The 11,869-nt window shown below is 73.0% G+C and carries 10 protein-coding genes and 1 pseudogene; 8 read left to right on the top strand and 3 right to left on the bottom strand.

The features are described 5' to 3' along the window. The coding region (gene gcvT / locus F6X68_RS24280) for a glycine cleavage system aminomethyltransferase GcvT (RefSeq protein ID WP_151456450.1) at positions 1-1,124 on the bottom strand (1,124 nt) is incomplete at its 3' end. Positions 1,125-1,285: 161 nt separating this feature from the next. Between gcvT and F6X68_RS24275 the strand changes: the two genes are divergently transcribed. Then, positions 1,286-2,857: a leucyl aminopeptidase gene (locus tag F6X68_RS24275; protein ID WP_151456449.1), complete on the top strand. Its 1,572-nt coding sequence runs from the start codon at positions 1,286-1,288 to the stop codon at positions 2,855-2,857. 69 nt (positions 2,858-2,926) lie between these two features. Here the strand turns inward: F6X68_RS24275 and F6X68_RS24270 are convergent, their stop codons facing one another. Continuing rightward, entirely contained in the window at positions 2,927-3,256 is a 330-nt protein-coding gene (locus F6X68_RS24270; RefSeq protein WP_151456448.1) for a hypothetical protein, read from the bottom strand. Positions 3,257-3,435: 179 nt separating this feature from the next. Between F6X68_RS24270 and lpdA the strand changes: the two genes are divergently transcribed. The 7 genes from lpdA (at position 3,436) to F6X68_RS24235 (ending at position 11,657) form a co-directional block, all read left to right on the top strand. Next, complete coding sequence (gene lpdA, locus F6X68_RS24265; RefSeq protein ID WP_151456447.1) at positions 3,436-4,827, top strand: dihydrolipoyl dehydrogenase; 1,392 nt, start codon at positions 3,436-3,438, stop codon at positions 4,825-4,827. A gap of 66 nt (positions 4,828-4,893) precedes the next feature. After that, a complete protein-coding gene (sucB, locus tag F6X68_RS24260; RefSeq protein ID WP_151456446.1) occupies positions 4,894-6,717 on the top strand; it encodes a 2-oxoglutarate dehydrogenase, E2 component, dihydrolipoamide succinyltransferase in 1,824 nt (607 codons plus the stop codon). 213 nt (positions 6,718-6,930) lie between these two features. Next, positions 6,931-8,262: a low temperature requirement protein A gene (locus tag F6X68_RS24255; protein WP_151456445.1), complete on the top strand. Its 1,332-nt coding sequence runs from the start codon at positions 6,931-6,933 to the stop codon at positions 8,260-8,262. A gap of 226 nt (positions 8,263-8,488) precedes the next feature. Then, positions 8,489-8,986, top strand: coding sequence for a hemerythrin domain-containing protein (locus F6X68_RS24250; RefSeq protein ID WP_151456444.1), 498 nt, complete (start codon positions 8,489-8,491; stop codon positions 8,984-8,986). A 130-nt stretch (positions 8,987-9,116) separates the two neighbouring features. Continuing rightward, positions 9,117-10,034, top strand: a complete 918-nt coding sequence (locus F6X68_RS24245; protein ID WP_151456443.1) for an LLM class flavin-dependent oxidoreductase — start codon at positions 9,117-9,119, stop codon at positions 10,032-10,034. Between the two features lie 101 nt (positions 10,035-10,135). Further along, positions 10,136-10,651 carry a M23 family metallopeptidase gene (locus F6X68_RS24240; RefSeq protein WP_151456451.1) on the top strand — a complete coding sequence of 172 codons (516 nt, stop codon included), beginning with the start codon at positions 10,136-10,138 and terminating at the stop codon, positions 10,649-10,651. Positions 10,652-10,754: 103 nt separating this feature from the next. Next, a complete protein-coding gene (locus tag F6X68_RS24235; protein ID WP_151456442.1) occupies positions 10,755-11,657 on the top strand; it encodes a TIGR01777 family oxidoreductase in 903 nt (300 codons plus the stop codon). Positions 11,658-11,737: 80 nt separating this feature from the next. Here the strand turns inward: F6X68_RS24235 and F6X68_RS24230 are convergent. Continuing rightward, positions 11,738-11,869 (bottom strand): annotated as a pseudogene (locus F6X68_RS24230) (feruloyl esterase); the annotation flags it as partial.

Genomic DNA, 11,869 nt, shown 5'->3' with positions numbered 1-11,869 from the left:
CAGCGCACCGAGGGGGTTACGAACGGGGGGCGGGTGACGCGCATCTGGGCGCGGCGGCCGCGGATGTCCACCTCTACCAGGTCGCCGTCGATCAGCTTCGCGGCGGTGTCGAGGAGGGCGAGGGCGACGCCCTGCTTCTTCGTCGGCGAGAACGTGCCGCTGGTGATCGTGCCGACCTCCGCGTCGCCGACGTGCACCGTCATGCCGGGGCGCGGGATCGCCCGGTCGACCGCCTCCAGGCCGCGCAGCGTACGCCTCGGGCCGGCGGCCTTCTCCGCGAGCAGCGCGTCGCGGCCCCAGAAGGCCGGCTTGTCCCAGCCGACCGCCCAGCCGGAGCGGCCCTGCACCGGGGTGATCTCCGGCGACAGGTCCTGACCGTGCAGCGGGTAGCCCATCTCGGTGCGCAGGGTGTCCCGGGCGGCCAGCCCGCAGGCGCGCAGGTCGGCGTCCGCCGCGAAGAGCGCGTCCCAGACCGCGACCGCGTCGGCCGCCGGCACCACCAGCTCGTAGCCCAGCTCCCCGGTGTAGCCGGTGCGGCACACGGTCAGCTCGACCCCGTCGAGCGTCGCCGTGGAGAAGCTCATGTAGTTGTGCCCGGTCGGCAGGCCCAGCGCGCCGAGCAGCTCCGCCGAGCGCGGGCCCTGCACGGCGAGGACGGCGTACGCCTCGTGCTCGTCGGTGACCGTGACCGACGCCGGGGCGGCGGCGCGCAGCCGGCGCACCACCTCGACGGTGTTCGCGGCGTTCGGGATGAGGAAGACGTGGTCGTCGGCGTGCAGGTAGGCGATGATGTCGTCCACCACGCCGCCGGTGGCGTCGTCGCAGCAGAGGGTGTACTGCGCCCGGCCCGGCCCGATCCGGCCCAGGTCGTTGCTGAGGCAGGCGTTGACGAACTCCGCCGCGCCCGGCCCGGTCACCCGCGCCTTGCCCAGGTGGGAGACGTCGAACACGCCCACCCCGGTCCGCACCGAGGTGTGTTCCTTCAGCACCCCGCCCCCGGCGTACTCCAGCGGCATCTCCCAGCCACCGAACGGGGCGAACTTGGCGCCGCGAGCGGTGTGCCGCTCGTGCAGCGGGGAACGGCGCAGCCGGGTCGCGGCGGCGTCGGAGGTCACGTCGGTCATGGGTGGGAACTTACCGGGAGCTGGGCGGCTGGTTAGCATCGGCGGGACCCGTCGGAGCCGTCGACGGGACAGCCCCGACCTCCGACGGGTACGTTCCGCCGGAGACCTCCATCGCCGGTACGCGACGACGCGACCGGCCCGGCCCGCCCGGAGTAGCTTCAGTGACATCGCCCAGCACCACCCTGAGCCTGGTCGACACCGACCCCGCCGAGCTCGCCGTCGACGCGATCGTGATCGGCCTGCACAGCCAGACCGGCGAGCAGGACGCCACCACCGGCCTGGCCGGAACCCTGCTGCTGGCCAGCGGCGCGGAGAGCATCGCCGCCGCCTTCGACGGCAAGCTGACCGAGACGCTGGCCCTGCTCGGCGCGACCGGCGCCCCCGGCGAGGTGATCAAGCTGGCCACGCTGGGCACCGTGACCGCCCCGGTGGTCGCCGCCGTCGGGCTCGGCCCGGAGCCGACCGGCGCCGCCCCTGCCCCGGAGACCCTGCGCCGGGCCGCCGGCGGGGCCGTACGGGCGCTCGCGGGCGCGCCGCGGGTGGCGCTCGCGCTGCCGCTGCCGGACGACGCCGACGCGCCTGCGGCGCTGCGCGCGGTGGCGGAGGGCGCGCTGCTCGGCGGCTACCGCTTCGCCGGCTACAAGACCCGGCCGCAGCCGTCCCGGCGGGAGCCGGTGGCCGAGGTGCTGGTCGCCGTGCCGGACGCCGGTGACGCCGGCGCCCAGGCCGAGATCGCCCGCGCCCAGGTGGTGTGCGGCGCGGTCCGGCGCAGCCGGGACTGGGTCAACACCGCCCCGAATGAGCTGCGCCCGCCGTCCTTCGCCGACTCGGTGGCGGACTCCGCCCGGGAGGCCGGCCTGACGGTCGAGGTGCTCGACGAGGCGGCCCTGGCCGCCGGCGGGTACGGCGGCATCATCGCCGTCGGGCAGGGCTCGGAGGCCCCGCCGCGGCTGGTGAAGCTGACCTACACCCCGGCCGGCGGTGGCAACGGCAAGCGGGTGGCGCTCGTCGGCAAGGGCATCACCTTCGACACCGGCGGCATCTCGATCAAGCCGGCGCAGGGCATGTGGGAGATGAAGTCCGACATGGGAGGCGCCGCGGCGGTGGCCGCGACCATGCTGGCGGTCGCCGCGCTCAAGCCGTCGGTGGCCGTGACGGCGTACCTGCCGATGGCGGAGAACATGCCGTCCGGGCGGTCGTACCGGCCGGGTGACGTGATCAGCATGTACAACGGCAAGAAGGTGGAGGTGCTCAACACCGACGCCGAGGGCCGGATGATCCTGGCCGACGCGATGGCGCGGGCCTGCGAGGACGGCTGCGACTACCTCTTCGAGACCTCCACCCTCACGGGCGGGCAGGTGGTCGCGCTGGGCAAGCGGATCGCCGGCGTGATGGGCAGCCCCGAGCTGTGCGAGCGGGTCCGCACCGCCGGCGACGCGGTCGGCGAGCCGGCCTGGCCGATGCCGCTGCCGGACGACGTACGCAAGGGCATGGACTCCGACGTCGCCGACATCTCCCAGGTCAACGCCGGCATGGACCGGGCGGGGCACATGCTCCAGGGCGGGGTGTTCCTGCGGGAGTTCGTCAGCGCCGACGTCGACTGGGCGCACATCGACATCGCGGGCCCGAGCTACCACTCGGGCGAGGCGACCGGCTACTGGACCAAGGGCGGCACGGGCGTGCCGGTCCGCACGCTCGTCCAGCTGGTGGAGGACGTCGCCGCCAACGGCTGACGTACGCGAAGGAGGGCCCCTCGTCGAACGAGGGGCCCTCCTTGCGTTCTCACCCGGCCGGGCGCCGGCTCAATACAGCTCGGGGCGGCGCTTGCGGCGCTCGTTGTAGTCGCGCATCCGCTGCGGGTAGCCCATCAGCCGCACGTCGTAGACCGGGATGCCCATCCGGTACGCGAAGCGGCGGGCGCCGTCGGGGCCGTCGATGCGGCGGCGGGTCCACTCCCCGTCGTCGGCGATCAGCATGACCGTGGTCTCGGTGACGGTGGTCCGCGGCTCGATGTAGGCCTCGACCCCGCGCCGGCTGCGGACGAAGCCCTCCAGGTGCTCCAGATCGGCGCGGTCGGCGGCCCGGTCGAGGCTGACCGCCCGCGTCTTCTTGCGTCGCCGGAACAGTCCCACCGAGCGTCTCCCCATCAGTCCGTCATCGAAGCCAGGGCCAAGCGTACGTGTCACGGACGTGTCGTTGGGCACCTCACTACGCGGGCGGCGGGCGGTGGTGACAAGATGACCGAGGTGGGGTGTGCCCGTTGTTGCCCCGCCGTGACCCCCGAAGCAGTGACGCGACCTGGGAGTTGAACGTGAGCGAGCCGAACGACGCAACCTTCGACATCGTCATCCTCGGAGGTGGCAGCGGCGGCTACGCGACCGCCCTGCGCGCCGTCCAGCTGGGCCTGAAGGTCGCGCTGGTCGAGAAGGGCAAGCTCGGCGGCACCTGCCTGCACAACGGTTGCATCCCGACCAAGGCGCTGCTGCACGCGGCCGAGATCGCCGACCAGACCCGCGAGTCGGAGCAGTTCGGCGTGAAGGCCGAGCTGGTCGGCATCGACATGGCGGGGGTCAACGCCTACAAGGACGGCGTGATCTCCCGGCTCTACAAGGGCCTGCAGGGCATGCTCAAGGGCAACAAGTCGATCACCATCGTCGAGGGCCACGGCAAGCTGGTCGGCAAGAACGTCGTCGAGGTCGACGGCAAGCGCTACACCGGCCGCAACATCGTGCTGGCCTCCGGTTCGTACGCCAAGAGCCTGCCCGGCCTGGAGGTCGACGGCGAGCGGGTCATCACCAGCGACCACGCGCTCACCCTCGACCGGGTCCCGGCCTCGGCGATCGTGCTCGGTGGTGGCGTGATCGGCGTCGAGTTCGCCAGCGTGTGGAAGTCCTTCGGGGTGGACGTCACGATCGTCGAGGCGCTCCCCCGGCTGGTCGCGGCCGAGGACGAGGAGTCCTCGAAGGCGCTGGAGCGGGCGTTCCGCAAGCGGAAGATCAACTTCAAGGTCGGCAAGCCGTTCGAGAAGGTCGAGAAGACCGACAAGGGCGTCAAGGTCAGCATCGCCGGCGGTGACACCGTCGAGGCGGAGCTGCTGCTGGTCGCCGTCGGCCGCGGCCCGAACACCGCCGACCTCGGCTACGAGGAGCAGGGCGTCAAGATGGACCGCGGCTACGTGCTGACCGACGAGCGGCTGCGCACCAGCGTGCCGAACGTCTACGCCGTCGGCGACATCGTGCCCGGCCTTCAGCTCGCCCACCGGGGCTTCCAGCAGGGCATCTTCGTCGCCGAGGAGATCGCCGGGCAGAACCCGGCCGTCATCGACGAGGTCGGCATCCCCCGCGTCACCTACTCCGACCCGGAGCTGGCGTCGGTCGGCCTGACCGAGGCGAAGGCCAAGGAGCAGTACGGCGCCGACAAGGTCAAGACCTACAACTACAACCTGGGCGGCAACGGCAAGAGCCAGATCCTCAAGACGGCCGGCTTCGTCAAGCTCGTCCGGGTGGAGGACGGCCCCGTCGTCGGCGTGCACATGGTCGGCGCCCGGGTCGGCGAGATGGTCGGCGAGGCGCAGCTCATCTACAACTGGGAGGCGTACCCGGCCGAGGTGGCGCAGCTCGTGCACGCCCACCCGACGCAGAACGAGGCCCTGGGCGAGGCGCACCTGGCGCTCGCCGGCAAGCCGCTGCACGCACACGCCTGATCACGACAACCGCGGCGTCCGGCGACGGGCGATGATCCCACCAGGGGAATGAAGGAGTCTTTGAAGATGCCGGTATCGGTCACCATGCCCCGGCTCGGTGAGAGCGTCACCGAGGGCACCGTCACGCGCTGGCTCAAGCAGGAGGGCGACACCGTCGAGGTCGACGAGCCCCTGCTCGAGGTGTCGACCGACAAGGTCGACACCGAGATCCCGTCCCCGGCGGCGGGCGTGCTGAGCCGGATCGTGGTCGGCGAGGACGAGACCGCCGAGGTCGGCAGCGAGCTGGCCGTGATCGCGGGCGAGGGCGAGTCCACCGGCGGCGGCGAGACCGCCCCGCAGCAGGAGGAGCCGGCCGAGGAGGCCGCCGAGGCCGCCGAGGAGCCGCAGGCCGAGGCGGAGCAGCCGGCCGTCGAGGAGCCGGAGACCCAGGCGCAGGCCGCGCCGGCGCCGTCGGGCGAGGGCACCCCGGTCAAGATGCCGGCCCTGGGCGAGAGCGTCACCGAGGGCACTGTCACCCGCTGGCTCAAGCAGGTCGGCGACACCGTCGAGGTGGACGAGCCCCTGCTGGAGGTCTCCACCGACAAGGTCGACACCGAGATCCCGTCGCCGGTGGCCGGCACGGTCCTGGAGATCAAGGTTCCCGAGGACGAGACCGCCGCGGTCGGCGCCGACCTGGCCGTGATCGGCGCCGCCGGCGCCGCCCCGGCCGAGGCGAAGCCGGAGCCGAAGCCCGAGCCCAAGGCGGAGGCCAAGCCCGAGCCGAAGCCCGAGCCGAAGGCCGAGGCCAAGCCGGAGCCCAAGGCTGAGGAGCCGACCCCGGGCATGTCGTACAACGAGCCGTCGGCGGAGGCCGAGACCTCGGCGCAGCCCGCGCAGGCCGAGCAGAAGGCCGTGCCGTCGGCCCCGGCCCAGCAGCGCCCGTCGGCGCCCGCCCAGGGCGGCGAGGAGGCCGCCGGCTACGTGACCCCGCTGGTGCGCAAGCTGGCCAGCGAGCACGGCGTCGACCTCTCCTCGGTCAACGGCACCGGCGTCGGTGGCCGGATCCGCAAGCAGGACGTGCTGGAGGCGGCGGAGAAGGCGAAGGCCGCCAAGGCCGCGCCGGCCCCGGCGCAGCAGCCCGCCGCGGCTGCCCCGGCCAAGCCGGCCGCCAAGCCGCAGCCGAGCGCCAAGCGCGGCAGCACCGAGAAGCTCCCCCGGATCCGCGCGACGATCGCCAAGCGGATGCAGCAGTCGCTGCACGAGATGGCGCAGTTGACCACCGTGGTCGAGGTGGACGTCACCAAGGTCGCCAAGCTGCGGGCGCAGGCCAAGGAGTCGTTCCAGCAGCGGCACGGCGTCAAGCTGTCGTTCCTGCCGTTCTTCGCCCTCGCGGCGGTCGAGGCGCTGCAGGCGTACCCGATCGTCAACGCCAGCATGGACCTCGACGCCGGCACGATCACCTACCCGGACTCGGAGAACCTCGGCATCGCCGTGGACACCGAGCGGGGCCTGATGGTGCCGGTGATCCACGGCGCGGGCGACCTGAACCTGGGTGGCATCGCCAAGCGGATCGCCGACCTGGCCGAGCGCACCCGGACCAACAAGATCAGCCCGGACGAGATCGCCGGGGCGACCTTCACGCTGACCAACACCGGCAGCCGGGGCGCCCTCTTCGACACCCCGATCGTGCCGTCGCCGCAGTCGGCGATGCTCGGCACGGGTGCCGTGGTCAAGCGTCCGGTCGTCGTCAACGACCCGGAGCTGGGCGAGGTCATCGCCGTCCGGTCGATGGTCTACCTGGCCCTGTCGTACGACCACCGGCTGATCGACGGCGCGGACGCCGCCCGCTTCCTGGTCGCGGTCAAGGAGCGGCTGGAGTCGGGCAACTTCGAGGCCGAGCTCGGCCTGTAGTTCCCGCCCGACGGCACGAAGGGCGCCCCGGTCACCGACCGGGGCGCCCTTTCGCCGTCCGGCCGCCCGGCCTGCGCGCCGTCTGGTTCCCCGCCGCCCGACCGACCCGCCGTCCGGCCGCCCGTCGCCTGGTTCGCCCGCCGCCCGGCCCGCGCGCCGCCGGGCTGGCGCGATTCCGGCCCGGCCGGGACAGGGCGCTGCCAGAGTGGTTGGGTGGGTGTCATCCGGTGGCGCGAGCGGCTGGGACCGGCCGTCTCGATCGCCCCCGGCGCCCGGGTCGACCGGTTCGAGGTCTTCTTCGACCTGGTCTTCGTCTTCTCGTTCTTCATCATCACCCGGACCACCGCCGCCAACATCTCCGGTTGGTCGCTCGTGCACGCCATGCTCGTGCTGGCCGTGCTCTGGTGGTGCTGGGTGGTGCACTGCGTGGTCGCCACCCGGGTCCGGCTCGGTGAGGGCTTCGTCCCCGTGCTGATGGTCATCGGCATGGCCGCGCTGTTCTGCTTCGCGCTCTCCCTCCCCCAGGCGTTCAGCGACGCGACCGACGTGGCCGCCGGGCCGATGGTCGTAGCGCTCAGCTACGTGGTGATCAGGGGTGTGCACCTGGCGCTGTACTGGCACGTCGCGCAGGAGAGACCCGGGGAGCGGCGGCTGCTGCTGAAGTACTCCCCGGAGGTCACGATCAGCACCATGCTGCTCACGGCCGCCGCGCTGATCCCGCCCCAGATCGAGGACCCGGACCGGGCGGCGATGCTGCGCGACGGCCTGTGGGTCAGCGTCGTCCTGCTCCAGTACGGCATGGGCCTGGTCGCCGGCGCCTGGGGCTGGATGGTGACCTCCGCCGAGCACTGGACGGAGCGGTACGACCTCATCCTGATCATCGCCCTGGGCGAGTCGGTCATCTCCGTCGGCGTCGGCAGCAACCTGCTCGGCCAGCCGCCCACGTGGCCGGCGGTCGCCGCGGCGGTGCTCGGCATCTTCTTCACGGCCGCGCTCTGGTGGGCGCACTACGACGTGATCGCACCGGCCGCCCGGATAGCCCTGCACGCGGCCGAGGGCCGGCCCCGGGTCTCGATGGCCCGCGACGCCTACGCCTACATGTACCTGCCGATGATCGCCGGAATCATCCTGTTCGCCCTCGGCGCGGAGGAGATCGTGCACCAGGTCGCCGATCCGGACACGCCTGTCGGGGACCCCACGATCGGCCCCGGTGTCCTGCTGCTGTTCGGCGGGGTCGCCTGCTACCTGTGCGCGAACATGCTGTTCCAGTGGCGCACCCTGCGTACCGTCTCGTGGACCAGGGTCGGTGCCGTGCTCCTCCTGGCCGCCACCGTTCCCGTCGGCCAACGGCTGCCGGGGCTGGCCGCCCTCGCCCTGCTCACCACGATCTGCGTCGGGCTGGTGGCCGTCGAGGCGGTGGTCATGGCGGACTCCCGGCGCGCCCTGCGCGAGATGGTCTTCGAGGAGAAGACCACCCACGAGGCGCACGAGGCCGCCTGGCGCGCCCGCTGGCGCGAGCCCACCCCGGACGAGCCGTCGACCTGACACCTGGGCACCGGAGCACCCGGATGTCATCCCTCGGCCCACGGCGCCGGGTAGCACCTCGTAGCACGCTCGTCAGGATTACGCCGTGGTCACCATCGGGCCCGTCCGTCGGCCCTGACGGGGCACGTGGCCTCGCGCCTGCTGTCGTAGGCTGGCCACAGCGTCGCGGTGCACCCGGCAAGGAGACCGCCGAGGGCATGGAGGCGCGGGACCGCATGGGAAACACATGCCTCCGTTCATTCCCGACGAGCGCCTGCGGGCCTTCGGCAACCAACTGATCGAGATCCACCTCTGGCTCCGCGAGGAGCTCGCCCGCCTGCGCGACGGCGTGGGCGACCCCGGCGTACGGCCGAGGGACCTGCGGACCCACTGCCTGGCCTTCTGCGCGGCGCTGACCCGGCACCACACCGGCGAGGACGCCGGGGCGTTCCGGGTGCTGGCCGAGCAGGTGCCCGAACTGGTCCCCGTGCTGCGCGAGCTTGAGGCCGACCATCACATCGTGGCCGAGGCCCTGCACCGGGTCGAGGAGCTGGCCGACGCCACCGCGCCGCCGCACGAGGTGCGGGCCGAGCTGGACACCCTCGCCGCGCTGCTCGAGACGCACTTCGTCTACGAGGAGAAGAAGCTCGTCGGCGCGCTCAACGCGCTGACAGCCGGCAGCACCGAGGGGCTCCTCGGGGTGCCCCTCCCGCCGCTCGACCGTGACCCTGGACCGGTCCACTGACCCGTACCCGGGCGAGCGCGCCGGCGGCACCACGGGGTCCACGCGGCGTTCGGCCCGGCCCGGGTCTGCCGGTAGCAGAATCGCCGCGGTCGGGCTTTGTCGGCGGGCCCGGGCCCGGCAGGGTGGGCGCATGGCGATCTTCTCTCTCCAGGCGGTCCCGTCCGACGGCCCGGGCTGGCTGGACCTGGCCCGGCGGGCCGAGGCAGCCGGCTTCGACACCCTGTTCACCGCCGACCATCCGGGTTCGGCGGCGTCCCCCTTCGTCTCGCTGGCCGCCGCGGCGGCGGTGACCTCGACGATCGGCCTGGGCTCGTACGTCTCCAACGCCGGCGTCCGCGAGCCGATGCTGCTCGCCTCGGACGTGGCCTCCCTCGACCTGCTGTCGGGCGGGCGGGCCCGGTTCGGCCTCGGCGCCGGCCACACCCCCGCCGAGTGGCGCGCGGTCGGCCGGGAGCGCCCCGACGTCGCCGGGCGGGTACGCCGCTGCCTGGCCGTGGCCGAGGCCGTCCGCGCCCTGCTCGACGGCGAAAAGGTCACCGTCGACTCCCCCGACCTGGTCCTGCGGGGCGCGCGGCTGGAGGCCCCGCGCCCGGTGCAGCGGCGGATCCCGTTCACCCTCGGCACGGCGAACTCGGCGATGCTGCGCTGGGCCGGCGCGCACGCCGACGTGGTCGGGCTGTCCGGCCTGGGGCGCACGCTGCCTGACGGTCACCGGCACGACGTGCGCTGGCGCGAGGCGGACATCGAGGCGCAACTGGCCTGCGTCGCCGCCGGGGCGGAAGGGCGGGCCGAGCCACCGGTGCTGGAATCGCTCGTGCAGCACGTCGTCGTCACCGACGACGCCGAGGCCGCCGCCGCGCCGACCGCCGAACGGATCGGGCTGAGCGTCGCCGAGCTGCTCGCGACGCCGTTCGTGCTCATCGGCACCGAGGACGAGATCGTCGCGGCGGTCGCCGCACACCGGCGCCGCTGGGGCGTCACCCGCTTCGTCGTACGCGAGGACGCACTCGACCCGCTCACGCCGGTGCTGGCCCGCCTCGCCGCCTGAGCGACGCATCGACGGCAATCGGGGCGGGGACGCTTCCGGTCATCGAAACTTTCTGACATCATCCGGCAGATAGATCGAAGGTTATGACCATGGAGGTTCGGATGCGTACCCGCCTGACGAGTTCCCTCAGCGTCGCCCTGCTGGCGACCGCCGCCTTCCTGGTGCCGGCGTCGCCCGCCGCCGCCGCGCCGTCGTTCCGCACGCCCTTCCCGTGCAACCAGACGTGGTCCGGCCAGACCCGCACCGCCCACAGCCCGCAGTACGCGATCGACTTCAACCGGACCGACGACCACGGCGATCCGGTCAAGGCCAGCGCCCCGGGCACGGTGGACGTCGTCGCCAACCTCGGCGACACCAGCTACGGCCGGTACGTGCGGATCAACCACGGCAACGGGTACACCACCTACTACGCCCACCTCAGCGGATTCAACGTCTCGGTCGGCCAGTCCGTCGGCTACAGCACCACCATCGGGTACGTGGGCAACAGCGGCGGCTCCTCCGGCTCGCACCTGCACTACGAGCAGCGCCTGAACGGCAGCGACATCAAGGTGCGCTTCAGCGGCAACCTGGCGCTCTACTTCGGGACGCAGAACTACACGCGTACCGCCGGCTGCTGATCCGGCGCGACGCCGCCGGCCGGCCGGTCGGCGGCGTCGCCCCGGTACGGTGCGCGCCCGCCACAGCGCATCCGATCCGCCGTCCGTACCCGAAGATGGGAGCATGCGGATCCTCATGGCCGGCGCGTCCGGCTTCCTCGGCACCCGGCTGGTCGACCGGCTCACGGCGGAAGGCCACCAGGTCACCCGGCTGGTCCGCCGGCCGCCGCGCACCGCCGACGAGCGGCAGTGGAACCCGTCCGCCGCGCAGCTCGACCCGGCGGTGGTGGCGGAGGCGGACGCGGTCGTCAATCTGGCCGGCGCGGGCGTGGGCGACAAGCGGTGGAACGACGGGTACCGGCAGCTGATCCGGTCCAGCCGGGTCGACACCACCACCACGCTGGCGATCACCATCGCCGGCCTGCCCGAAGCCGACCGGCCGAGGACACTGCTGAACTCCTCGGCGGTCGGCTGGTACGGCAACACCGGCGACCGGGCGGTCGAGGAGGACGCCCCGGCGGGCGAGGGCTTCCTGGCCGACGTCTGCCGGGTCTGGGAGGCCGCGACCCGGCCGGCCGAGGACGCGGGCGTACGCGTCGTGCGGCTGCGCATCGGGCTGCCGCTGCACCGCGACGGCGGGCTGCTCAAACCGCAGCTGCTGCCGTTCCGGCTGGGCATCGCCGGGCGGCTCGGCAGCGGCCGGCAGTGGCTGCCGTGGATCTCCATGACGGACTGGCTGGACGCCGCGCGGTTCGTGCTGGACCGCGACGACCTGGTGGGGCCGGTCAACCTGGTCGGGCCGGCCCCGGTGACCAACGCCGAGTTCACCCGGGAGCTGGCCCGGCAGCTGCGCCGGCCGGCGATCGTCCCGATCCCGGCGCTGGCGTTGAAGGTGGTGCTGGGCGGCTTCGCCCACGAGGCGCTGACCAGCACCCGCGTCCTCCCGGGCGTGCTCACCCGAGCCGGCTTCACCTACCGCCATCCCACCCTGGCCACCGCCCTGCACGCGGCCCTCACCGCCCCCTGAGCCGGTCGACCATGAAGTTGTCGTCACGCCGCGCGGGGCGGGGTGACGACAACTTCATGATCGGCGCGTCGGGAGCGGGATCAGCAGCCGATCACCCAGTGGTTGGGGCCGGTTTGCTTGAGGGTGCTGGTGTAGAAGGTGTTGTAGAGGCCCATCCGCTGGTTCGAGCCGTTGGCGTAGGCGTAGCCGCCGGACTGGTAGGCACGACCGGC

This window comes from Micromonospora sp. AMSO12t (assembly GCF_008806585.1).
GTDB classification, from domain to species: domain Bacteria; phylum Actinomycetota; class Actinomycetes; order Mycobacteriales; family Micromonosporaceae; genus Micromonospora; species Micromonospora reichwaldensis.
Note: the sequence above shows the minus strand (reverse complement) of the source record. Positions and strands in the feature narration are given on the sequence as shown.